Annotated in this window: 22 protein-coding genes and 1 riboswitch; of the genes, 16 read left to right on the top strand and 6 right to left on the bottom strand. The window is 36.0% G+C overall.

The features are described 5' to 3' along the window. Positions 1–8: 8 nt before the first annotated feature. The 4 genes from PQF83_RS23215 (at position 9) to PQF83_RS23200 (ending at position 4,104) form a co-directional block, all read left to right on the top strand. Complete coding sequence (locus PQF83_RS23215) at positions 9–1,202, top strand: CamS family sex pheromone protein (protein ID WP_000717043.1); 1,194 nt, start codon at positions 9–11, stop codon at positions 1,200–1,202. Positions 1,203–1,297: 95 nt separating this feature from the next. After that, positions 1,298–2,068, top strand: a complete 771-nt coding sequence (locus PQF83_RS23210) for a TSUP family transporter (protein ID WP_000343966.1) — start codon at positions 1,298–1,300, stop codon at positions 2,066–2,068. Positions 2,069–2,221: 153 nt separating this feature from the next. Next, positions 2,222–3,769, top strand: a complete 1,548-nt coding sequence (pruA, locus tag PQF83_RS23205) for an L-glutamate gamma-semialdehyde dehydrogenase (RefSeq protein WP_000259550.1) — start codon at positions 2,222–2,224, stop codon at positions 3,767–3,769. A gap of 176 nt (positions 3,770–3,945) precedes the next feature. Then, entirely contained in the window at positions 3,946–4,104 is a 159-nt protein-coding gene (locus tag PQF83_RS23200; RefSeq protein ID WP_001045034.1) for a hypothetical protein, read from the top strand. A 222-nt stretch (positions 4,105–4,326) separates the two neighbouring features. On the opposite strand, the gene PQF83_RS23195 is transcribed toward PQF83_RS23200, so the two are convergent. Then, positions 4,327–4,890, bottom strand: coding sequence for a cysteine hydrolase family protein (locus PQF83_RS23195; RefSeq protein ID WP_000844901.1), 564 nt, complete (start codon positions 4,888–4,890; stop codon positions 4,327–4,329). 242 nt (positions 4,891–5,132) lie between these two features. Then, positions 5,133–5,238, top strand: a riboswitch (SAM riboswitch). A 123-nt stretch (positions 5,239–5,361) separates the two neighbouring features. Here PQF83_RS23195 and PQF83_RS23190 point away from each other — a divergent pair. From PQF83_RS23190 to PQF83_RS23180, 3 genes are read left to right on the top strand one after another with little or no spacing between them, the layout of a single operon-like run. Continuing rightward, the gene (locus PQF83_RS23190) at positions 5,362–6,381 is read left to right on the top strand and encodes a methionine ABC transporter ATP-binding protein (RefSeq protein WP_000622978.1); all 1,020 of its coding nucleotides are present in this window, start codon (positions 5,362–5,364) and stop codon (positions 6,379–6,381) included. After that, complete coding sequence (locus PQF83_RS23185; protein ID WP_001261859.1) at positions 6,371–7,036, top strand: methionine ABC transporter permease; 666 nt, start codon at positions 6,371–6,373, stop codon at positions 7,034–7,036. Before PQF83_RS23190 ends, PQF83_RS23185 begins: the two co-directional genes overlap by 11 nt. A gap of 21 nt (positions 7,037–7,057) precedes the next feature. After that, the gene (locus PQF83_RS23180) at positions 7,058–7,912 is read left to right on the top strand and encodes a MetQ/NlpA family ABC transporter substrate-binding protein (RefSeq protein ID WP_000721603.1); all 855 of its coding nucleotides are present in this window, start codon (positions 7,058–7,060) and stop codon (positions 7,910–7,912) included. A gap of 170 nt (positions 7,913–8,082) precedes the next feature. On the opposite strand, the gene PQF83_RS23175 is transcribed toward PQF83_RS23180, so the two are convergent. From PQF83_RS23175 to PQF83_RS23160, 4 genes are all read right to left on the bottom strand, one after another. Continuing rightward, positions 8,083–8,553, bottom strand: a complete 471-nt coding sequence (locus PQF83_RS23175; protein ID WP_002163768.1) for an HXXEE domain-containing protein — start codon at positions 8,551–8,553, stop codon at positions 8,083–8,085. Between the two features lie 58 nt (positions 8,554–8,611). Next, positions 8,612–8,803 (bottom strand): DUF3926 domain-containing protein, encoded by a 192-nt coding sequence (locus tag PQF83_RS23170; protein ID WP_000544090.1) that lies wholly within the window; start codon positions 8,801–8,803, stop codon positions 8,612–8,614. After that, positions 8,796–9,977 (bottom strand): ArsA family ATPase, encoded by a 1,182-nt coding sequence (locus tag PQF83_RS23165; RefSeq protein WP_002163767.1) that lies wholly within the window; start codon positions 9,975–9,977, stop codon positions 8,796–8,798. The genes PQF83_RS23170 and PQF83_RS23165 overlap by 8 nt, the downstream gene beginning before the upstream one ends. Positions 9,978–10,053: 76 nt before the next feature. Continuing rightward, a complete protein-coding gene (locus PQF83_RS23160) occupies positions 10,054–10,536 on the bottom strand; it encodes a MarR family winged helix-turn-helix transcriptional regulator (RefSeq protein ID WP_000942473.1) in 483 nt (160 codons plus the stop codon). A gap of 231 nt (positions 10,537–10,767) precedes the next feature. Here PQF83_RS23160 and PQF83_RS23155 point away from each other — a divergent pair, with 231 nt between their 5' ends. From PQF83_RS23155 to PQF83_RS23135, 5 genes are all read left to right on the top strand, one after another. Beyond that, positions 10,768–11,004: a YiaA/YiaB family inner membrane protein gene (locus tag PQF83_RS23155; protein ID WP_001254393.1), complete on the top strand. Its 237-nt coding sequence runs from the start codon at positions 10,768–10,770 to the stop codon at positions 11,002–11,004. Positions 11,005–11,145: 141 nt separating this feature from the next. Next, positions 11,146–11,436, top strand: coding sequence for an Asp-tRNA(Asn)/Glu-tRNA(Gln) amidotransferase subunit GatC (gatC, locus tag PQF83_RS23150; RefSeq protein WP_000087000.1), 291 nt, complete (start codon positions 11,146–11,148; stop codon positions 11,434–11,436). Positions 11,437–11,451: 15 nt separating this feature from the next. Next, positions 11,452–12,909, top strand: coding sequence for an Asp-tRNA(Asn)/Glu-tRNA(Gln) amidotransferase subunit GatA (gatA, locus tag PQF83_RS23145; protein WP_000051445.1), 1,458 nt, complete (start codon positions 11,452–11,454; stop codon positions 12,907–12,909). A gap of 14 nt (positions 12,910–12,923) precedes the next feature. Continuing rightward, positions 12,924–14,351 (top strand): Asp-tRNA(Asn)/Glu-tRNA(Gln) amidotransferase subunit GatB, encoded by a 1,428-nt coding sequence (gene gatB / locus PQF83_RS23140; protein WP_001047674.1) that lies wholly within the window; start codon positions 12,924–12,926, stop codon positions 14,349–14,351. 469 nt (positions 14,352–14,820) lie between these two features. Continuing rightward, positions 14,821–15,726 carry a diacylglycerol kinase gene (locus PQF83_RS23135; RefSeq protein ID WP_000977677.1) on the top strand — a complete coding sequence of 302 codons (906 nt, stop codon included), beginning with the start codon at positions 14,821–14,823 and terminating at the stop codon, positions 15,724–15,726. A gap of 12 nt (positions 15,727–15,738) precedes the next feature. Here PQF83_RS23135 and PQF83_RS23130 read toward each other — a convergent pair whose 3' ends face one another. Next, positions 15,739–16,908: an SAM-dependent methyltransferase gene (locus PQF83_RS23130; RefSeq protein WP_000229021.1), complete on the bottom strand. Its 1,170-nt coding sequence runs from the start codon at positions 16,906–16,908 to the stop codon at positions 15,739–15,741. 248 nt (positions 16,909–17,156) lie between these two features. On the opposite strand from PQF83_RS23130, the gene PQF83_RS23125 reads away from it, so the two are divergent. From PQF83_RS23125 to gabD, 4 genes are all read left to right on the top strand, one after another. Next, a complete protein-coding gene (locus PQF83_RS23125) occupies positions 17,157–17,903 on the top strand; it encodes an HAD family hydrolase (protein ID WP_000416633.1) in 747 nt (248 codons plus the stop codon). A gap of 142 nt (positions 17,904–18,045) precedes the next feature. Continuing rightward, a complete protein-coding gene (gene gabT / locus PQF83_RS23120) occupies positions 18,046–19,410 on the top strand; it encodes a 4-aminobutyrate--2-oxoglutarate transaminase (protein WP_001022108.1) in 1,365 nt (454 codons plus the stop codon). 116 nt (positions 19,411–19,526) lie between these two features. Next, a complete protein-coding gene (locus tag PQF83_RS23115) occupies positions 19,527–20,894 on the top strand; it encodes a sigma-54 interaction domain-containing protein (RefSeq protein WP_000225164.1) in 1,368 nt (455 codons plus the stop codon). Further along, the gene (gene gabD / locus PQF83_RS23110; protein ID WP_000358101.1) at positions 20,887–22,338 is read left to right on the top strand and encodes an NADP-dependent succinate-semialdehyde dehydrogenase; all 1,452 of its coding nucleotides are present in this window, start codon (positions 20,887–20,889) and stop codon (positions 22,336–22,338) included. Before PQF83_RS23115 ends, gabD begins: the two co-directional genes overlap by 8 nt. The last annotated feature ends 8 nt before the right edge of the window (positions 22,339–22,346 follow it).

Below are 22,346 nucleotides of genomic sequence, written 5' to 3'. Positions count from 1 at the left end.
AACTTACCATGAAAAAAATAGCATTAGCGGTATTAAGCCTTGGCCTACTTGTAAGTGGGTGTAGTGCAGGTGCCGATAAAGATGAAAAAGTGGTTGAGAAATCGGGGAAAGCAAAAGAGCAAGCAATCGTCCCGAATTACTCTATTTCGGATGAATATTATAAGACGACTATTCCATTTGTGGGAGGAAACGCACGTGGCTTAGTTGTGCAAGGAGTAAGTAATCGTCTTGATATAGATGAATTTGAAACAGGATTAATGCGTATTGCGAAAGAATCATTTAGTACGAAAGATAATGTTTTCAAAGGTGGAAAATCCCTAACTACTCAGTATATACAGATGCTTGTTAAAAGAAAACGTACAGATGCAGAACAAAAGGAACTAGAAGATACATTAAAAAAAGATGCGGTTAAATTCCCGAACATAGGGTTAAATCCTGCATTAGGTACAGGATCCGAATCATTAGAAGTGAAAAATAAAAAAAATCCAATATATATTTCAAATATTTTAGAGCATGATTATTATGTGAACAAAGGCGAAAAAGATGAGCGTAGTGGCATTGTAGTTGGATTAGCAATGAATTCGGTTCATTATTATGAGGAAGAGCATGGGTACCCGCGTGAGGCTGCAATTTCGAATGAAAAGATGTTAGCTGAAGGGAAAAAAATGGTGCCAGAAATCTTGAAAGTTATGCATCAACAAGATCCTGAGACAAAAAACCTTCCGATAACATTTGCAATTTATCGTCAGGCTCCGAAGTCTTCGCTCGTGCCAGGTAACTTTGTTTCTTATGCGAATGTCGAAAAAGGTAGTGAAACGGTTGAGGATTGGAAACAAATTAATGAGAAATATTATTTGTTCCCATCTGAACAAGCGAAAACAGATAATAAACGTGAAGACTTGGCGAGAGTATCAAACTTCAAGGCAAAATTAAGCGATTATTTCCAAGGTGACTATACAGCTGTTATCGGTACTGGTATGTATAGAGACGATGAATTAAGAGAAATAAAGCTTGATATTCCTGTCCAGTTTAATGGGAAAGCAGAAATAATTGGCTTTACACAATATGTAGCCGGGCTTGTTATGGAATACTTCCCGAATTATATGAAAGTACAAGTAACGATTAAATCTGTAGAACGTCCAGAAGCGATTATTATACGTGAGGCGAAGCAAGATGAGCCGTATGTGAAAATTTTAGATTAAATAGAAGGGCCGTTCCTTTATGGAACGGCTTTTTTTCTTGGGTAATTTTGTTATAATTTAAAATGTTATAAATAATGGGGTAAGGGGTAAAGCGCATGGACGAATTAAGTTTTCAAGTCATTATTTTATTAATCGCATTCGGTTTTTTAGCAGCTTTTATTGATTCAGTTGTTGGCGGTGGAGGGTTAATTTCGCTTCCGGCACTTATGTTTGTTGGTTTACCGCCAGCTTCGGCAATTGCAACGAATAAATTAGCTGCAACGATGGGGACGTTTACGAGTGCGATTTACTTTATTCGATCGGGAAAGGTCGATTTTAAAATTGTAGGAAAGTTAATCCCGTTAACTGTTATAGGAGCAGTAGCAGGTGCTTTAGTAGTAAAGTTTATTCCTCCAGATATTTTACGTCCGTTAGTGCTTGTAATGTTGGTATTTATTGCTATTTATATTATTGCGAAAAAGGATTGGGGAAGTGTGTCTACCTATAAGAAGATGACGAAAAGAAAAACATTAATATTTTTCTTTGTTATTTTAATGATAGGGTTTTACGATGGATTTTTTGGACCAGGGACGGGATCCTTTTTAATTTTTGCATTTTTATTAATTGGTTTGGATTTTATTCAAGCGGCAGCATCTGGAAAACTTTTGAACTTTGTTAGTAATATCGTATCGTTAATCACTTTTTTATTTTTAGACGTAATTCATTTTGAATACGGTATTATTATGGGGTTATCGATGATTTTTGGCGCTTATTTTGGATCGAAGTTTGCAGTTCAAAAAGGTGTTGGATATGTAAGGACTTTATTTTTGTTAGTAACTATTTTATTGATTAGCAAAAACGTTTTGGAATATACTCATATTTTGTAGAGTTATACATTTGTATAACTCTGTTTTTTTATTATATTTTAAAAATTAATTAATTTTTAAAATATAAGTCTAGGAATATTTGAATAAATCTAAATTATCGTGTAGAATAATGTTGTAAAATGTAAACGTTTTTCTAAGGGGAGGCTAAAAATAATGGTAGTAGCATACAAACATGAGCCATTTACAGATTTTTCAGTGGAGGCTAACAAATTAGCATTTGAAGAAGGTTTAAAGAAAGTAGAATCTTATCTTGGGCAAGACTATCCATTAATTATTGGGGGAGAAAAAATCACTACAGAAGACAAAATTGTTTCTGTAAACCCTGCAAATAAAGAGGAACTTGTTGGTCGTGTTTCAAAAGCAAGCCGTGAGTTAGCTGAAAAAGCAATGCAAGTAGCGGATGAAACATTCCAAACTTGGAGAAAATCAAAGCCAGAAATGCGTGCAGACATTTTATTCCGTGCTGCAGCGATCGTTCGTCGTAGAAAACATGAATTCTCTGCTATTCTTGTAAAAGAAGCAGGTAAACCATGGAATGAGGCAGATGCTGATACAGCAGAAGCAATCGACTTTATGGAATATTATGGTCGTCAAATGTTGAAATTAAAAGACGGAATTCCAGTAGAAAGCCGTCCAATTGAATATAATCGTTTCTCTTACATTCCATTAGGAGTAGGTGTTATCATTTCTCCTTGGAATTTCCCATTCGCAATTATGGCAGGTATGACAACAGCTGCTTTAGTTTCTGGTAACACAGTATTACTAAAACCAGCTAGTACAACTCCTGTAGTAGCAGCGAAATTCATGGAAGTATTAGAAGAAGCTGGCTTACCAGCTGGCGTAGTAAACTTCGTACCAGGTAATGGTTCTGAAGTTGGTGACTACTTAGTAGATCACCCTCGTACACGTTTCATTAGCTTCACTGGATCTCGTGATGTAGGTATCCGTATTTATGAGCGCGCGGCGAAAGTAAACCCAGGCCAAATTTGGTTAAAACGCGTTATCGCTGAAATGGGCGGTAAAGATACAATCGTTGTTGATAAAGAAGCAGATCTTGAATTAGCAGCTAAATCTATCGTTGCATCAGCATTCGGATTCTCAGGACAAAAATGTTCTGCATGTTCTCGTGCAGTAATCCACGAAGATGTATACGATCACGTATTAAATCGTGCTGTTGAATTAACAAAAGAATTAACAGTTGCTAACCCAGCTGTATTAGGTACAAACATGGGTCCTGTTAATGACCAAGCTGCATTTGATAAAGTAATGAGCTATGTTGCAATTGGTAAAGAAGAAGGTAGAATTTTAGCAGGTGGCGAAGGAGACGATTCTAAAGGCTGGTTCATCCAACCAACAATCGTTGCTGACGTTGCAGAAGATGCTCGCTTAATGAAAGAAGAAATCTTCGGACCAGTAGTAGCATTCTGTAAAGCAAAAGACTTTGACCATGCACTTGCAATTGCAAACAATACAGAATACGGTTTAACAGGAGCAGTTATCTCTAACAACCGTGACCATATTGAAAAAGCACGTGAAGACTTCCATGTAGGTAACTTATACTTCAACCGTGGATGTACTGGTGCAATCGTAGGATACCAACCATTCGGTGGCTTTAACATGTCTGGTACAGACTCTAAAGCTGGTGGCCCTGACTACTTAGCGCTTCACATGCAAGCAAAAACTACTTCTGAAACTTTATAAGAAATAGTAGAAGAGATCTTCGCAGTCTGCGAAGATCTCTTTTTTTTGAAAAACTTTCTATATGTGGAGTAAGATAGGTGTCAGTAGAAAAACTGATTAAGTATTAAGGTTTATTTCAGTAAAATAAGGTATATTATATTTGTTGAATAGATTCTCTTTAAAGAGAAGAAAAGTAGGTGAACAAAGTGGGAAAATATCAATTGGATTACAAAGGTCAGGTAGCTGTCGCAAAGTTCCATGAAAAACAGACGCCTGTCAAATTTGATAAAAAGCAGCAAATTGAAAAATTGCGTGCGGAGTATTTGAAAAAGAAACAAAAACAAACAGATAAATAATAGGGGAAACTAGTTCGAATTTAAAATGCTATATATTACCATTAGGCAAATAGAACTAGCTAAACCCTATTCATATCGGGATAAACATGTAAATAGAAATAAAACAATGAGAAAAGTTGACTTATTAGTCACATTTTTTTGTATTCATTTTAAGGATTTCCTGTATAATACAATTTGAAAGAAAATCTATGGTTTGACAAGAAACACTCTTTTCGGTTTTGCTCACTGAAGAGAGTGTTTTTTTGTAGCTAAAAACTCCTCTGTACTCATTACATTTGCATATACGCCATTTAAACTAGCTAAAATTGTATTATGAATATAAACAGCGGGTATCGTAGCATTCTTAAAAGAAAGATCTTTTGTCGCACAAGCATCATGTATAACAGTACATTGCAAGCCGAAATCAAAGGCAGCCCTTACGGTAGCATCAATACACATATGAGTCATCATCCCGCATATGACGAGGTGCTCAATATTTAAACGTTGTAATTGCTCTAGAAGATCGGTTTCGCGAAAACTATTTGGATAATGTTTGAGTATAACGGTTTCTTCTTTAAGTGGGCGTACGCTTTCATGAATATGTACACCTTCTGTATTGGGTAGGAAAAAAGTAGCGTCCTCTTTTATTGCTACATGTTGGATATGAAAAATAGGTTCGTTTTTCGTTCTAAAGAATTGTAATAGCTGACTAGCATATTCGCTTGCTTCTACTGGATTACGCAATTCCATTTTTCCATGTGGAAAATAATCATTTTGAATATCAACGAGTAAAAGAGCCGTTTTCATATATTTACCTTCCTCCAATTTCATATTCAAATAATGGTATTCAATTAGTAGAGAAGATTATCCTTTTAAAAAATATGCAAGAGGAGAATTTTACATAACTTTAAAGATTACTATTTTTTCTTGAATTTTTCATCTGAAAATTTTAATAAAGAAATAATTAATATTTTTCTAAAAAATGTATTGACTCTTATTATTCTGAGTTCTATAATGAGAATTAATTAAACGATAATTAAATCGATACATTCTTATCCAGAGAGGTGGAGGGACTGGCCCTACGATACCTCAGCAACGGGTTTTTTAATACCGTGCTAACTCCAGCAAGCCTATGAAAGGCTTGGAAGATGAGAAGATGTGACCGAGTACATATAAGTGCTCTCCTTCTTATCTTTATGGTTGATAAGAAGGAGAGCACTTTTTATTTTACCTCGAAAGCTCTACTTCAAGTTTTTACAGCATATAGGAGGGGGAAAAATGATTTCTTTTAATAATGTAAGTAAAGTATATGAATCAGGTGGGCAATCTGTTCATGCGGTGGAGGATGTAACGTTATCAGTTGAGAAAGGCGAAATTTTTGGCATTATCGGTTTTAGTGGCGCTGGAAAGAGTACATTATTACGCCTAGTAAACATGTTAGAGAGACCAACGGCAGGAACGATTTCAATAGATGATAAAGATATTACATCATTATCGACGAAAGAATTACGGAAGCTAAGACAAAGAATCGGGATGATTTTTCAAAACTTTAATTTATTTAATTCAAGAACAGTGTTTGGGAATATTGCTTATCCATTAAAGTTAGCAAAAGTACCAAAGAATGAAATAAAAGAAAGAGTAAATGAATTGCTGAAGTTTGTAGGGTTAGAAGATAAAGCAAACAATTACCCAGAGCAGCTATCAGGCGGACAAAAGCAGCGTGTAGGTATCGCTAGAGCACTTGCAACATCACCAGATATTCTTATATGTGATGAGGCAACATCAGCTTTAGATCCAGAAACAACGACAGAAATTCTAAACTTATTAAAGAAAGTAAATCGAGAATATAATTTAACAATTCTTCTTATTACACATGAAATGCATGTTGTGAAAGAAATTTGTCACCGTGTAGCTGTAATGGAAAAAGGAAAAGTTATTGAAGAAGGAAAACTGTTTGATGTTTTCACACAACCAAAAACAACGACGACTCAAAACTTTGTACGTTCTGTTATTAATGATCATTTACCGGAAAGTGTTTTAGCGAAAATTCAAAATGGTGGTCAGATTTATCGCCTAACATTTACTGGTGAGGAAACAGGACAGCCGGTACTATCATATATCGCAAAAAACTATAATGTCGATGTAAATGTACTGTACGGAAATATTATTGAACTTCAAAATGTGCTATTTGGAAATCTTCTTGTAGAATTGCAAGGTGAACAGAGGGAAATTCAAAAAGCATTACAACATCTAAGACTGCAAGTGCAGCTGAAGGAGGTAGAAGCTCATGCGAGTTGATTGGAGTATATTTTGGCCGCGCATATTAGATGCGACGGGGGATACCCTCTTAATGGTAATTGTAACCCTTATATTCGCTACAATTCTTGGTATACCTCTAGGTTTACTTTTATATGTAACGAGAAAAGGAAACTTTTTAGAAAATAAATGGGTCTTTTCTATTCTTAATATTATCATTAATACAATTCGTCCAATTCCATTCATCATATTCTTAGTAGCTTTAAGCCCGCTAACAAGAAGTGTTATCGGAACGACAATTGGAACGGCGGCAGCAATTTTTCCAATGACGTTAGTTGCATCAATTGGTATCGCTAGAATGGTTGAAACAAATCTTGTTTCTGTTCCGAAAGGGGTAATTGAAGCAGCGCAAGCGATGGGTGCTTCACCAATTAGAATTGTTTTTGAAATCCTTGTACCAGAAGCGTTAGCACCATTAATTTTAGGTGTTACATTTATGACAGTTGGTTTAATTGAATTTTCTGCAGTTGCTGGGCTTGTCGGTGGTGGCGGCCTTGGTGATTTAGCAATGACATATGGTTATCAACGTTTTGATACATCAGTTATGTTCGTAACGGTCGTTTTACTTATCATTCTTGTACAGTTAGCTCAAAACTTAGGAAACTACTTTGCGAAAGTCTTTTTACGCAGATCATAAAAGGAAGAGGGGGAAAAGAGAATGAAGAAGATTTTAGCATTTGCATTATCAGCGATTGTAGGGGTTTCAGCATTAAGCGGCTGCTCAAGTGGAGACACAGGGGCAGGAGCGAAAGAAAAAGTAGTTCGCGTCGGTGTAACTGGAACGGATGGAGACGCTTGGGAAATTTTGAAGAGGAAAGCTGAAAAAGAAGGAATTAAAATTAAACTGGTTGAGTTCTCTGATTACACAACGCCAAATAAAGCGTTAGCTGATGGAGATATTGAATTAAATTCATTCCAGCATATTGCATTCTTAGAGCAATTTAAAAAGGAGCATAAGCTAGATATTACAGCTGTTGGTACAACGCAAATTGCACCAATGGGTTTATACTCTGAAAAACATAAGAAAGCAAATGAAATTCCAGATGGTTCAGAAATTGCGATTCCAAATGATCCGACGAACCAAGCACGTGCATTAAAACTTCTTGATGCAGCTGGGTTATTAAAGCTTAAAAAAGACTTTGGTCTATTTGGAGATCCAAGCGGCATTGCTGAAAATCCGAAGAAGTTAAAAATTACACCGGTTATCGCACAGCAAACACCTCGTGTATTAAAAGATGTAGCAGCTTCAGTTATTAATAACGGTGTTGCTGGTCAAGCTGGATTAGATCCAGCGAAGGATCCAATTTTCTTAGAAGATCCAAAGAATGAAAATGCGAAGCCATATATTAATATTTTCGCAGCTCGTACGAAAGATAAAGATGATCCAACACTGAAAAAAGTAATTGAATTATATCATTCAAAAGAAGTAACAGATGCAATTAAGAAAGAAACAAATGATGGTTCAATTTCAGTAGATCTTTCACTTGATGAGCTTGAAAAAATCGTAAAATAATGATTGGGTTTAATGGACTAACAGAAGGAACCCCTCCGCTGTTAGTTCGTTCAACATATAATCTACTTAACAAACAAAACAACCCTAATTCTGTACCTTCCAATTCTGTATAACATAGAATCCAATGTTTGTTAAGTAGAGTAATGGACCAGGAGTTTTCCTGGTCTTTTTTATGAATGAAAGTAGCTAGCGAATAGTAAGGTAATCCAAATTATAATAGGATAAGAAAATAAGCTGAAAGCGAGTGTAATTAAGAATTTATTTTTATGAATTAAGTGTTTTTGGGATAAAAAAAAGAAAATAGAAAAGATGGCAATGAAAACTGCGGATATTACGCCAGGGTTATAAGAACGGTAAATGAAAAACAAAATAATATGTTGAACAGAGTTGAAGAAAATTGCCCCTTGTATAAAAATAATCCAATATATAGAAGATAAGATGTTTATTTGATATAGAAAGACGATAAGTAAAACAAAGAGAGTCAATATAGAAATCGCAATGGAAAATTGTTGACTAGTTATAAAAGTAATTGAAAATTGATTAGCAAGATATTGTGGCATTTGGAAAGATTCTTCAAGGTTATGAATGAGAAATAACAAGGGAATCTTCCAAAGCATAATAGTGGAATGTTTTTTAAACAACTTACATCACTCCAATATAGAGATAGAAAGCCTAGAAAGGCCCTCTATCCAGAGATGTTCATTCAATTATAATACTTTTCAAATTATCTTCACGATGCCCTTGTTCTTTCGGATAAGCAGCTAGCTCCTCTTGTAAAATATTTAGTATTTGCTTAGCTGATTGCTGGATTGGGGCAGGTAACTCTTCTAATATATGCATACCTACTTTTATTTTTGTACGGATGACTTTCCTTAGTAGTTCTTCATGCATGTACGACACCTCCAAAACGAATGTTTAGTACATCATCTTCAAATTTTGCTCCTTGAATAGAAAGGTGTGTTAACGTTTTGGGTAATGTGATGTTTCGTTTAACAGAACCAGCACGAATGATAAGCTCGTCACCTTTTTGATTTAATGCAAGTTCACTTTTGTTAGAGAAGGGAATGGACAGAACGAAAATATACTCATCGCCATCTTTTTTTACATATTGAGTGCGACCGTTAAATTTTACTTCAGTAGGACAATAATCTTTTTTAAATAAAGCATCTCCAACGCGTTCTAACATAGGTAAGCCAACAACTTCTTGTTCAAACATTGGAGCTTCGTAAATAGGAAGCGGATCAAAGCTATTTTGAATTAATGTTTTATATTTCTTTTGAGTATCTTTCCAAGCTTGAAAATAAGGATCGATGACAGTGTTAGGGATGACGCGGTTAATCATAATCGCATCTACGTTATAATCGTATAAATTTAAATACGTAAAGCTACGCTGAGCCTCTTTAATAACCATTTTTTCGGGATTTACAACGATGCGGATACTTGTTACGTCTCGGTTTGATAAAATATCTCTCATTTCTCCAAGTTGTTCAAGTGTATTTGTTAATTCGTCCATAATATCATCGGTTGGAAGGGGGACACCAAGAAGTGGTTGCGCTACAGGACGAACAACTTTTAAAACTTTTCTTTTAATAGGGAAGAGTTTTTCCATCCACCAGCCGAGCATGTCTGGAAAACTGAGCATGGCTAATGTTTCTCCTGTTGGGGCACAATCAATGATAATAACATCATATGTGTTTTGTTTATAATAATCGAGTACACGAAGTAAGCTAATTAAATCTTCCATACCAGGAAACATCGTTAACTCTTCTGTTGTAATATCATCAGCTGCTTTGGAAGTGAAGAGTAGTGTAATATATTTCTGTAATTTCCCCCAGCCTTTTTCCATTTCATAAATCGTATTAATTTCTTGTGCCCATAGGTTTTCACGAATTTCTAATGGTTCAGAAGATAGTTTTATACCAAATGAATCTCCTAAACTATGAGCTGGGTCTGTGCTCATTACTAAAGTTTTTAATCCTTGTTTTGCGCTTTGAAGTGCAGTTGCCGCTGAAATGCTAGTTTTTCCTACGCCGCCTTTACCTGTATACAAAATAATTCTCATCATTCATATCCCCTTTGTTTCGAGTATCGAATATTACGAGTGGCGAAATAAATGATTGAATAAAAACCCAGCTAGGGTTTTATTCAATCGGAATGTTTTTCATTTTAGGTGTAGAAACTTTTTCTTCTGTTTTTTGTTGTGATGTAGCAATGTGATTCATAATCTTTTGGAAGATCTGTAGTAAAAATGCTTTTTCTTCTTCCGATAATGCTTCTGTTACTAGGCTAAAGTAATGGGCTGCATTTTGTTTTACTTCTTGAACGAGTATTACGCCGTTTTCTGTTAAACGAATTAATACAATACGTCGGTCATTTTCATCACGGTAGCGTTCAATATATCCCTTTTTTACAAGGCGATTTACAACACCTGTCGTTGTACTCATTGGTATATCAAGAAGATCAGCAATTTTCGTCATTGTAATATCTGTATTTCGTTCCATCCAAAGTAAACAAAATACTTCTGTTTTAGAAAGTGTTAAATCTAGGCTTACCCATTCTTCAGGATAGAAAAGTTTCTTGGCGTTATCTAGCAGTAAGTCTAAAAAATGTTCATATTGCAACAATTAATTCCACTCCCGTATATTTCGAGGTTCGTAATATTTATTTTTATTTTATGTAGAATAGAAATAATTGTCAATGATTTTAATTGTTTTTTCAGATTAGGCAGAAAACTTTCTTTAAAATAGTATTCTTTTATGATAGATTTATAAATATAAAACTAGAATTTACATAAAAATCCATCATGGTAAATATACTTATCTATAATGGATGTACTGCTAACGAGGGGGAGAACGATGAGAAGACGTAATACGCAAGCGTTCACGTTTTTAGCATGGACTTCATTTGTTTGTGCGCTTTCAGGTATGCTAATTGGTATTTATACGCTAGATGAAACGCTTAGTGTAAAAGGATACTATTTAATTGGAACATTATTTTTAACGATGTCTTGTTTTGTATTACAAAAAACAATTCGTGATAATGAAGAAGATAACGAGAGATTTCCGAAAAATAAACCGTTAGATAAAGAGTAAATCGTAAAGAAAGGCGTTTGCCTTTCTTTTTTTATGTAAAAATGGTGTAAGTACCGTGTGTTGACTTGCTTGAAGTACTGAAAATTTGGTATCATCAATAGTATTGTAGATTGAACGATATATTATGGAGGTGGCCTAGCCGTGTCAAGAATTTCCGTTGAGAATGTAAAGCACGTAGCACATTTAGCACGTCTTGCAATTACTGATCAAGAAGCAGAAAAATTTCAAAAACAACTAGATGCAATTGTTACTTTTGCAGAACAGTTAAATGAATTAGATACAACAAACGTAAAACCAACAACTCATGTATTAACTATGAAAAATGTTATGCGTGAAGATGTACCAGAAAAAGGTTTACCAGTAGAAGAAGTATTAAAAAATGCACCGGATCACAAAGATAATCAAATCCGTGTTCCAGCAGTATTAGAATAGAGGAGGGGAATTTCGATGTCATTATTTGATCATTCAGTATCAGAGTTACATAAGAAGTTAAACAACAAAGAAATTTCCGTTACGGATTTAGTAGAAGAATCTTATAAACGTATTGCGGATGTTGAAGATAACGTAAAAGCTTTTCTTACATTAGATGAAGAAAATGCACGCGCGAAAGCGAAAGAATTAGATGCAAAGATTGGTGCTGAAGATAATGGTTTATTATTCGGTATGCCAATCGGTGTTAAAGATAACATTGTAACTAACGGTCTTCGTACAACTTGTGCGAGCAAAATGTTAGCAAACTTCGATCCAATTTATGATGCGACAGTTGTGCAAAAGCTAAAAGCTGCTGACACAATTACAATCGGTAAATTAAATATGGACGAGTTCGCAATGGGTTCTTCAAATGAAAACTCAGGTTTCTACGCTACGAAAAATCCATGGAACTTAGATTACGTTCCAGGCGGATCTAGTGGTGGTTCTGCAGCAGCTGTAGCAGCAGGAGAAGTATTATTCTCTCTAGGTTCTGATACGGGTGGTTCTATCCGTCAACCAGCTGCATATTGCGGCGTTGTAGGTTTAAAACCAACCTACGGACGCGTATCTCGTTACGGATTAGTAGCATTTGCATCTTCACTTGACCAAATCGGACCGATTACACGTACAGTAGAAGACAATGCATACTTATTACAAGCTATTTCAGGTCTTGACCGTATGGATGCAACTTCTGCTAACGTTGAAGTAGGAAACTACTTAGCTGGTTTAACAGGCGACGTTAAAGGTTTACGCATTGCTGTACCGAAAGAATACTTAGGAGAAGGTGTTGGCGAAGAAGCTCGTGAGTCAGTACTAGCTGCTTTAAAAGTATTAGAAGGTATGGGCGCAACTTGGGAGGAAGTGTCTCTTCCACACTCTAAATACGCTCTAGCAACGTATTACTTATTATCTTCTTCTGAAGCATCAGCTAACCTTTCACGCTTTGATGGCGTACGTTATGGTGTTCGTTCTGATAATGTGAATAACTTAATGGATCTTTACAAAAACACACGTAGCGAAGGCTTCGGTGATGAAGTAAAACGTCGTATTATGCTTGGTACATTTGCTCTTAGCTCTGGTTACTATGATGCATATTACAAAAAAGCACAACAAGTACGTACATTAATTAAAAACGACTTTGAAAATGTATTTGCTAACTACGATGTTATTATTGGACCAACAACGCCAACTCCGGCATTTAAAGTGGGCGAAAAAGTTGATGATCCAATGACAATGTATGCAAATGACATTTTAACAATCCCAGTAAACTTAGCAGGCGTTCCAGCGATTTCTGTTCCATGTGGATTCGGTGCTAACAACATGCCACTTGGTTTACAAATTATTGGTAAACACTTCGATGAAGCGACAATTTACCGCGTTGCACATGCGTTTGAGCAAGCAACAGACCATCATACAAAAAAAGCAAGTCTGTAAGGAGGCGAGCATAGATGAATTTAGAAACAATTATTGGTTTAGAGGTTCACGTTGAGTTAAAAACAAATTCGAAAATTTTCTCTGCGAGTCCAACAGAATTCGGAGCGGAACCAAATACACAAACAAGTGTAATTGACTTAGGATACCCAGGAGTACTTCCTACTTTAAATAAAGAAGCAGTTAACTTTGCAATGAAAGCTGCAATGGCATTAAACTGTGAAATCGCAACAGAAACAAAGTTTGACCGTAAAAACTATTTCTATCCAGATAATCCGAAAGCTTACCAAATCTCTCAGTTTGATAAGCCAATTGGTGAAAATGGTTGGATTGAAATCGAAGTAGACGGTAAAAAGAAACGTATCGGTATTACACGTCTTCATTTAGAAGAAGATGCTGGTAAATCAACGCATACAGCTGACGGCTCATTAGTAGACTACAACCGTCAAGGTATGCCTTTAATTGAGATCGTATCTGAGCCAGATATGCGTACGCCAGAAGAAGCATATGCATACTTAGAGAAGTTAAAATCAATCATTCAATACACTGGCGTATCTGATTGTAAGATGGAAGAAGGTTCCTTGCGTTGTGATGCGAACATTTCCCTTCGTCCAGTTGGACAAGAGAAGTTCGGTACAAAAGCGGAACTGAAAAACTTAAACTCTTTCACTTACGTACAAAAAGGTCTTGAGTTTGAGCAAGCTCGCCAAGAAAAAGAATTATTATCTGGTGGTATCATCCAACAAGAAACACGTCGTTATGATGAAGCAACGAAGAAAACAATCTTAATGCGTGTGAAAGAAGGATCTGATGATTACCGTTACTTCCCAGAGCCGGACTTAGTTGAACTTTACATCGACGATGAGTGGAAAGAAGCAGTTCGTGCTTCTATTCCAGAACTTCCAGATGCACGTAAAGCTCGCTATGTTGCAGAATTAGGCTTACCAGCTTATGATGCACACGTATTAACATTAACGAAAGAAATGTCTGATTTCTTTGAAGCAACTGTTGCAGACGGTGCTGATGCGAAATTAACATCAAACTGGTTAATGGGTGAAGTACTTGCATACCTAAACAAACAACAAAAAGAATTAAAAGACGTTGCATTAACGCCTGCTGGTTTATCTAAAATGGTTCAATTAATTGAAAAAGGTACAATTTCTTCTAAAATTGCGAAGAAAGTATTTAACGAATTAATTGAAAAAGGTGGAGACCCAGAAGAAATCGTTAAAGCGAAAGGCCTTGTTCAAATTTCTGACGAGGGTACACTTCGTAAAGTTGTAACAGAAATTCTTGATAATAATGAGCAATCTATCGAAGACTTTAAAAACGGTAAAGACCGTGCAATTGGCTTCTTAGTTGGTCAAATTATGAAAGCTACAAAAGGGCAAGCAAATCCACCGCTTGTTAACAAAATCTTACTTGAAGAGATTAATAAGCGATAATAGTAGTAACTTTTAAAGATTAAGCAGAAAAACACCCGTACATGGGTGTTTTTCTAGGTTAATCAAACGTTTGTTTAAATGAGAGAAAATTATTTAAACAAACGTTTGATTAACTGTCAAAAGTGGAAAAATGTTTGTATAGCAACTATGGTATGATAGTTGCAAAAAGGTGGGAATAATGATAAATCTAGAAATAGAGGTTTTTTCATCTCATGAAATAATAGATAATTATTATTCGTTATATGTAAATTGTTGTGAGGAAATAGATGGACATAAATTTTTTGTCAAATAAAACAAAACCATTGAAATGAATATTTACTTTTGATGGGCTACACGAATCGGGTTCTTACTGCCTGTTTGAGCGAGATAAAAGAAGGATAGGAAGATGAGAGGAGGTAGGCACGGGAATACTGAATAGAAGTTCGGTATGTTCTTTTTTGATACATAAAGAAATTTCCTGTGCTAATAAATGATGAAGCGAGCAAGAATTATTTATAATCCTACTTCTGGGCGTGAGCTATTTAAGAAGAGCTTACCGGAAGTATTACAAAAATTAGAACAAGCTGGGTATGAAGCATCTTGTCATGCGACAACGGGTCCTGGAGACGCAACTGTGGCGGCGAGGCAAGCTGTAGAGCGTAAATTTGATGTTGTTATTGCGGCTGGTGGTGACGGCACGTTAAATGAAGTTGTAAACGGTCTAGTTGGTCATGAATTCCGTCCGAAATTTGGAATTATTCCAGTTGGAACGACAAATGACTTTGCACGTGCAATCGGTGTACCTCGTTCTATTGAAGAAGCAGCGGATATTATTTGTGAAGGAAAAACTGTGCCATTAGACCTTGGTAGAGCAAACGATACATATTTTATTAACATCGCTGGTGGCGGTCGTATTACAGAATTAACATATGAAGTACCAAGTAAGCTAAAGACTGTATTAGGACAACTTGCTTATTATTTAAAAGGTATCGAAATGCTACCATCACTACATCCAACATATGTTGAAATTGAGTATGATGGAAAATTACTACAAGAAGAAATTACGATGTTTTTAATTACGAATACTCGTTCAGTGGGTGGCTTTGAAAAGGTAGCACCATATGCATCGATTAACGATGGCTTATTTGATTTATTAGTGCTGAAAAAAGGTTCGATTGCCGACTTAATTAAAGCTGCAACACAAGCGCAGCGTGGTGAACATATTAACAATCCAAAAGTACTATACACACAAGCGAACCGAATTAAAGTGCATTCACCAGATAAACTAATGATTAATTTAGATGGTGAATATGGTGGAGATGCACCGATGGAATTCGAAAATATGTATCATTGTCTGGAACTATTTGTTCCTGAACATCAAGAGGATGCCCTGTAAAGGCATCCTTTTTTATTTATACATATATGAACGTGTCCAAGGAATGGAATCACTAATCCCTTTTGTAAATACAAATTGATGTAAATCAATGTTACCAGTATAAAACGAAGCTGCACAAGCATTTAAATACAAGCGCCACATACGAATAAATCGCTCATCTTTTGTTTTACGTATTTCATCTAGTGTATTTTCAAAGTTTTCTGCCCAGTGTTGAAGTGTTTTACCGTAATGTCTGCGCAAACTTTCAACATCAACTATAAAGAAATGCTGATTAGTTATGTTAGTAATTAATTCATTAACGGCGGGGACGTATCCACCAGGAAATATATATTTCTCAATCCAACTATTAGTAGCGCCATCTGTAGGAGAAGTAATGCAGTGAAGAACGGAAATACCACCATCATTGAGTAATGCATTGACCGTTTCAAAGTACTCTGTAATGTGATCTTTCCCGACATGTTCAATCATACCTACACTAACAATTTTATCAAACTTTCGCTCGTGAATATCACGATAATCGAGTAAATTTACTTCAACTAAATCTGTGAGATTTTCTTTTTCGATTCTTTCTAGAGTTTTTGCATATTGTTCTTCACTTAATGTGACTCCCGTTGCTTTCACACCATATTGTTTTGCGGCAGCTGTAATGAGTTCACCCCATCCGCAACCAATGTCTAGCAAAGTATCTCCTTTTTGAAGGTTTAACTTTTTTAAAATATGATTTACTTTATTATGTTGAGCAGCTGTTAAAGAATCGGTTTCATTTTGGAAATATGCACAAGAGTATGTCATTGTTTCATCTAGCCATAATTTATAAAAATCGTTCCCAATATCATAATGATGGGCGATATCTTCTTTATTTTTTCGTTTTGAAAAATTCCATCTGCTTGTAAAGTATTGTAATTTGCTATTACCTAAAAAACTGTCTTTGTTTTTATAAATAGACTCAATCGCTTTTTCAAGGTTACCCTCTATTTCAATATCTCCATTCATATAAGCTTCACCAAATGCGATGGAGGGATCTTTTATTATCTCTTTTTTGGCAAGAGGTTTGTGGAATGTAATATGAAATTGAGGATTCCCTTCACCGTACTGTACAGTGTTTCCATCCCAAAGTGTAATTTGAACAGGATCTAAAAACAGATTTTCTAATGTTTTCTTATAAAATATTTCTTCAACCATATATAAACATCTCCTACTTAAAAAAAGAATTAGGAAACTATCATGATAGTTAATGAGGTTAAGTAATTAACTAATTTTCAATAAGATGAGAGTAATTTTACGCTTCTGTTACGTAATAGTCAAACAATCCGATTTGTATTGTAAATTGGAAGTTAGTTTGATTTTCATGGTATTTTTACAATTCGTTTATTTTATATCCATACTTTATTGATACACTGGAGGAGATAAGAGACGAGAGGTGGGGTGTTATGGAGAAAGTAAAAGCAATACTATTTGATAAAGATGGGACATTAATGGATTTTCATTCAATTTGGATAAAAGTTGCTGAAGAACTTGTGGCTGAATGTATAAAATTATACCAACTGCCACAATCAATGCAGCCGACTTTATTAAAAGAGATCGGTGTGGATGGGGTATTTGTTCACCCACGTAGCGCAATAGCGGCAGGAACGAGCCTTGATGTGGCAAAGGGGCTTTGTAAGTATATTACGTCATCTAAAGAAGAGGAAATGCATGAATGGGTAAGTGAAAAACTGTTTGCCCTTATGTACGAGCATCGTTCTTACATGAAAATGACGGCGGATTTACCGAGAATTTTACAAGGTTTAAAGGATAGAGGATTTATTTTAGGTGTTGTCACGGCGGATGATTTTGCACCGACAGAATTATTTTTAAAACAGTATCAATTAGAGTCTTTTTTTGATTATGTTGTAGCTTCAGATACATTTCCAGCACAAAAACCAGATAAAAGAATTGTAGAATCCTTTTGTGAGAGGTTTCATTTAGAGGCATGTGAAGTAGCGGTCGTTGGGGATACACCGACTGATTTATATTTAGCGAAAAATGGCGGTGATTGCTATGCAATTGGAGTACTATCTGGTACAGGAGATCGTCAAACATTAGAACCACTTGCTGATTTAGTAGTACAGTCTGTTGGGGACCTTATTTCTCATTCAGGTGAGTTTGTTTGGGAAAAAGGAAAGTCTAATGTGTAAGAAAAATAAGTCTATAAAGACTCTTAATGAGTCTTTATAGACTTATTTTTTATGGCGAAATAGATGAATACTAGAAAAGAATATTGGCATACATTTTGCAATGAAAAGAGAAAACAATGTAAAGAAAAGGATGGGGTACGTAATGAATATAAAAAAATTTGCTAAAGTAAATGAACAAATTCCTGGACCGAAAGCAGCGTCTTTACTAGAACGCCGCCAAAATATAGTACCAAAAGGAGTAAGTAACGGCATCCCAACGTTTGTACAATCTGCAAATGGTGCTCTTGTTACTGATGTTGATGGGAATCAGTACATTGATTTCGCTGGAGCGATAGGAACAATTAACGTAGGACATTGTCACCCAGCTGTTAAAGAAGCGCTCCATAAACAAGTAGATCAATACATTCATACTGGCTTTAATGTCATGATGTATGAGCCATATATTGAATTAGCAGAAAAACTTGCGGCATTAGCGCCGGGAAGTTTTGATAAGCAAGTACTATTTTTAAATAGTGGTGCAGAAGCAGTTGAGAATGCGGTGAAAATCGCTCGTAAATATACAAAAAGACCTGGTATTATTGCATTTTCTAAAGGTTTCCATGGACGCACATTAATGACAATGACGATGACAAGTAAAGTAAAACCATATAAGTTTGGATTTGGTCCATTTGCGCCTGAAGTCTATAAAGCACCATTCCCGTACGAATATCGCCGCCCAGAAGGATTAACGGAAGAGCAGTACGATAACTTTATGATTGAAGAGTTTAAGAATTTCTTCGTATCAGAAGTAGCACCAGAAACGATTGCAGCCGTTGTAATGGAACCTGTTCAAGGGGAAGGTGGATTTATCGTCCCAAGTAAGAAGTTTGTGCAAGAAGTACGCAATATTTGTTCAGAACACGGCATCTTATTTGTAGCGGATGAAATTCAAACTGGATTTAGCCGTACAGGAAAATATTTCGCCATTGATCATTATGATGTCGTTCCGGATTTAATTACGGTATCTAAATCATTGGGTGCTGGTGTACCGATTAGTGGTGTTATTGGGCGCAAAGAAATTATGAATGAGTCTGCACCAGGAGAACTTGGTGGAACGTATGCAGGAAGCCCGCTAGGATGTGCGGCAGCATTAGCAGTACTTGATGTAATAGAAAAAGAGAATTTAAATGATAGAGCGATAGAATTAGGAAAAGTCGTAATGAACCGATTCGAAGAGATGAAAAATAAATATAATTGCATCGGTGATGTGCGCGGTTTAGGAGCAATGTGTGCATTTGAGCTCGTTCAAGATCGTAAGACGAAAGCACCTGATAAAACGTTAACAGCTAATTTATGCGCAGAAGCAAATAAACGCGGCTTACTTCTACTATCAGCAGGAACATACGGTAATGTTATTCGTGTGCTAATGCCATTAGTGATTACAGATGAGCAACTGGAAGAAGGATTAACAATCATTGAAGAATCGTTGCAAGTCTGTTATGAGAAAGCAAATATTGCTCGTGTTTAAAAGTTAAATAATAAAACAGCAAACATTCTAGCTGACTCTATATAAAATGCAGAAAATTCACTTTATAATAAAGGTAGTGAAGTGAATCGATGGATTGGAAGTTAGGGGTGGCTAGGATGGTTGCAGAAAAGGAACGAGTGTTAATGGATTTACAAGATGTATTTGAATATGCGTTTGACGAAATTTTTGTGACTGACGAAAAGGGAATCGTTGTACGTGTAAATAGTACATGTGAAAGGCACTATCAATTGGCTGCAAAAGAGTTAGTAGGTAAACATGTAAAAGAATTGCAGAAAGATGGTATCTTTTATCCATCAGCAACGTTAGAAGTAATTGAAAAAAAGAGGCCAATCGAACTCGTTCAGACGACAAAATCAGGAGAGTATTTACACGTTCGTACAAGACCTGTTTTTGATGAAGAGGGCAATTTAAGAAGAGTAATTAGTTACTCTCGTGATCTTACAGAACTCTATCAATTACGTCAAAAGGTAGAAGAAATGGATAATCAGTTAAAAACATATAAAAAAGAATTAAGAGAAACATATGAACATGAAGGACTTATTTTTAAAAGTATCGCTATGCAAAAAATAGTCGAGACAATCAAGAAAGTATCCGTGGTAGATAGTACGGTTCTCGTTTTAGGTGAGACAGGAGTAGGAAAGAGTCGATTGGTGCGTCATTTACATGAAGTGAGTAACCGGAAGAATGAAAGTTTCTATGAAATTAACTGTGCGGCATTGCCGACAAATTTAATTGAATCAGAGCTTTTTGGATACTCAGGCGGATCCTTTACAGGTGCGAATCGTGAAGGGAAAAAGGGACTATTAGAATCAGCGCATAAAGGAACGCTATTCTTAGATGAAATTGGCGAAATGCCGCTTGAAACTCAAGCAAAGCTTTTGCAAGTGTTGCAAGAAAAAACGTTTCGCCCTATAGGCGGAAGAGAATTAAAAAAGGTGGATGTTAGAATTGTAGCGGCAACAAATAGAGATTTAAGTATGATGGTGAAACAAGGAACATTTCGGAAAGATTTATATTATCGTCTGAATGTCATTCCCATTGTAATCCCGCCACTACGGGAAAGAACAGAAGACATTTTGCCACTTATTTATCATTATTTACAACACTTTAACGAGAAATATGGTAGAAATGTAAAATTAGCGCCTAGCACATTACAAATGTTTGTTGGTTACCCGTGGGAAGGAAATAATAGAGAGATTGAAAATGTGATTGAGCGAATTGTTATAACTGCCGATGATATCGTTACGATAGAAGATTTACCAATAGCGATGCAAGAATCAACGGTTGAACAGTCCGGTCAAAGTCTCTATAAAATGTTAGAAGAAGTAGAACGGAATATTATTTTGAAAGCATATAAAACATATGGATCGAGTTATAAAGTAGCGGAGTTTTTAAAAATAAGTCAATCTGCTGCGACTAGGAAAATAAAGAAACTTATAGAGGAGGAAGAGAATATTGGATAAAAAAGCGACGTTTGTAAATGTAGAGAAAAAGGCGATGTATATAAATGGTGAGTGGATTACATTGCAAGAGCAAATCGAAGTAAATAATCCAGCAACGAAGGAAATATTTGCGACTGTACCAAAGGGCGGGGTAACAGAGGCAAAGCAAGCTGTTGATGCTGCGCATGAAGCTTTTAAATTATGGTCTAAGTTAACAGCGGCAGATCGTGCAGCGAAATTAAAAAAATGGTTCACACTTATTGAGGAAAATAAAGAAGAGATTGCAGCGATCATGACGAAAGAACAAGGAAAGCCCTTTGCAGAAGCGCTTGGTGAAGTGAATTATGCAAATAGTTTTGTTGAATGGTATGCAGAAGAAGGAAAACGCGTATATGGTGAAATGATTCCTGCTTCTCATCCGAATAAACGTATTTTAGTCATGAAGCAACCAGTTGGTGTTATGGCAGCTATTACGCCTTGGAACTTCCCGGCTGCTATGATTACGAGAAAGGTAGCTCCGGCGCTTGCAGCAGGATGTACAGCGGTTGTAAAACCTGCAAGTCAAACGCCGTTAACTGCGTTAAAATTAGCTGAATTAGCTCATGAAGCAGACATTCCAAAAGGCGTAATAAATATTGTAACAGGTAGTGCGAAAGCAATTGCTGATACGTGGATGGAAGATGGGCGTGTTCGAAAAGTGTCCTTTACAGGATCAACGGAAATTGGGAAAGAGTTAATGGCTAGTGCGGCACAAACGATGAAAAAGGTTTCACTTGAGTTAGGTGGTCACGCACCGTTTATTGTTATGAATGATGCAGACTTAGATAAAGCAGTAGAGGCAGTAATCGGTTCGAAATTCCGTAACGCAGGACAAACGTGTATATGTACAAACCGAGTATTTGTTCAGGAAGAAGTGTATGAAGCGTTTGTAGAGAAGTTTCAAAAGGCAGTAGGGCAGTTAAAAGTAGGGGACGGTTTCAGTGACGGAACGACTGTAGGACCACTTATTGACGAGAATGCAGTTTCAAAAGTACAAGAACATATTGAAGATGCTATTCAAAAAGGTGGAACAGTTTTATATGGTGGCCAAAAGGTTACAGAGCTAGATGGACACTTTATTCAACCAACTGTAATTGGATTAGCGAATGATACGATGCTTTGTATGAATGAAGAAACATTTGGACCAGTTGCACCTGTTGCGAAATTTAAAACGGTTGAAGAAGTAATTGAACGTGCAAACAATACGCCATACGGTTTAGCAGCGTACATTTTCACGAAAGACATTAGCCAAGCATTCCAAATTAGTGAAGCACTAGAGTATGGTATTATCGGTTTAAATGATGGCCTCCCATCAGTTGCACAAGCGCCGTTCGGTGGCTTTAAAGAGAGTGGCATTGGTCGTGAAGGAGGTCATTTCGGTATCGAGGAATATTTAGAAATTAAATATATTTCATTAGGACTATAAGTAGTATA

It is taken from the genome of Bacillus sp. FF-1 (assembly GCF_028548245.1).
In the GTDB taxonomy this organism is placed as follows: Bacteria; Bacillota; Bacilli; order Bacillales; family Bacillaceae_G; genus Bacillus_A; species Bacillus_A paranthracis.
Note: the sequence above shows the minus strand (reverse complement) of the source record. Positions and strands in the feature narration are given on the sequence as shown.

Coding starts and splice junctions, on each gene's coding strand:
- PQF83_RS23215 (WP_000717043.1), top strand. CDS start 9: ATGAAAAAAATAGCATTAGCGGTATTAAGCCTTGGCCTACTTGTAAGT.
- PQF83_RS23210 (WP_000343966.1), top strand. CDS start 1,298: ATGGACGAATTAAGTTTTCAAGTCATTATTTTATTAATCGCATTCGGT.
- pruA (WP_000259550.1), top strand. CDS start 2,222: ATGGTAGTAGCATACAAACATGAGCCATTTACAGATTTTTCAGTGGAG.
- PQF83_RS23195 (WP_000844901.1), bottom strand. CDS start 4,890: ATGAAAACGGCTCTTTTACTCGTTGATATTCAAAATGATTATTTTCCA.
- PQF83_RS23190 (WP_000622978.1), top strand. CDS start 5,362: ATGATTTCTTTTAATAATGTAAGTAAAGTATATGAATCAGGTGGGCAA.
- PQF83_RS23185 (WP_001261859.1), top strand. CDS start 6,371: ATGCGAGTTGATTGGAGTATATTTTGGCCGCGCATATTAGATGCGACG.
- PQF83_RS23180 (WP_000721603.1), top strand. CDS start 7,058: ATGAAGAAGATTTTAGCATTTGCATTATCAGCGATTGTAGGGGTTTCA.
- PQF83_RS23170 (WP_000544090.1), bottom strand. CDS start 8,803: ATGCATGAAGAACTACTAAGGAAAGTCATCCGTACAAAAATAAAAGTA.
- PQF83_RS23165 (WP_002163767.1), bottom strand. CDS start 9,977: ATGATGAGAATTATTTTGTATACAGGTAAAGGCGGCGTAGGAAAAACT.
- PQF83_RS23155 (WP_001254393.1), top strand. CDS start 10,768: ATGAGAAGACGTAATACGCAAGCGTTCACGTTTTTAGCATGGACTTCA.
- gatA (WP_000051445.1), top strand. CDS start 11,452: ATGTCATTATTTGATCATTCAGTATCAGAGTTACATAAGAAGTTAAAC.
- gatB (WP_001047674.1), top strand. CDS start 12,924: ATGAATTTAGAAACAATTATTGGTTTAGAGGTTCACGTTGAGTTAAAA.
- PQF83_RS23135 (WP_000977677.1), top strand. CDS start 14,821: ATGATGAAGCGAGCAAGAATTATTTATAATCCTACTTCTGGGCGTGAG.
- PQF83_RS23130 (WP_000229021.1), bottom strand. CDS start 16,908: ATGGTTGAAGAAATATTTTATAAGAAAACATTAGAAAATCTGTTTTTA.
- PQF83_RS23125 (WP_000416633.1), top strand. CDS start 17,157: ATGGAGAAAGTAAAAGCAATACTATTTGATAAAGATGGGACATTAATG.
- gabT (WP_001022108.1), top strand. CDS start 18,046: ATGAATATAAAAAAATTTGCTAAAGTAAATGAACAAATTCCTGGACCG.
- PQF83_RS23115 (WP_000225164.1), top strand. CDS start 19,527: ATGGTTGCAGAAAAGGAACGAGTGTTAATGGATTTACAAGATGTATTT.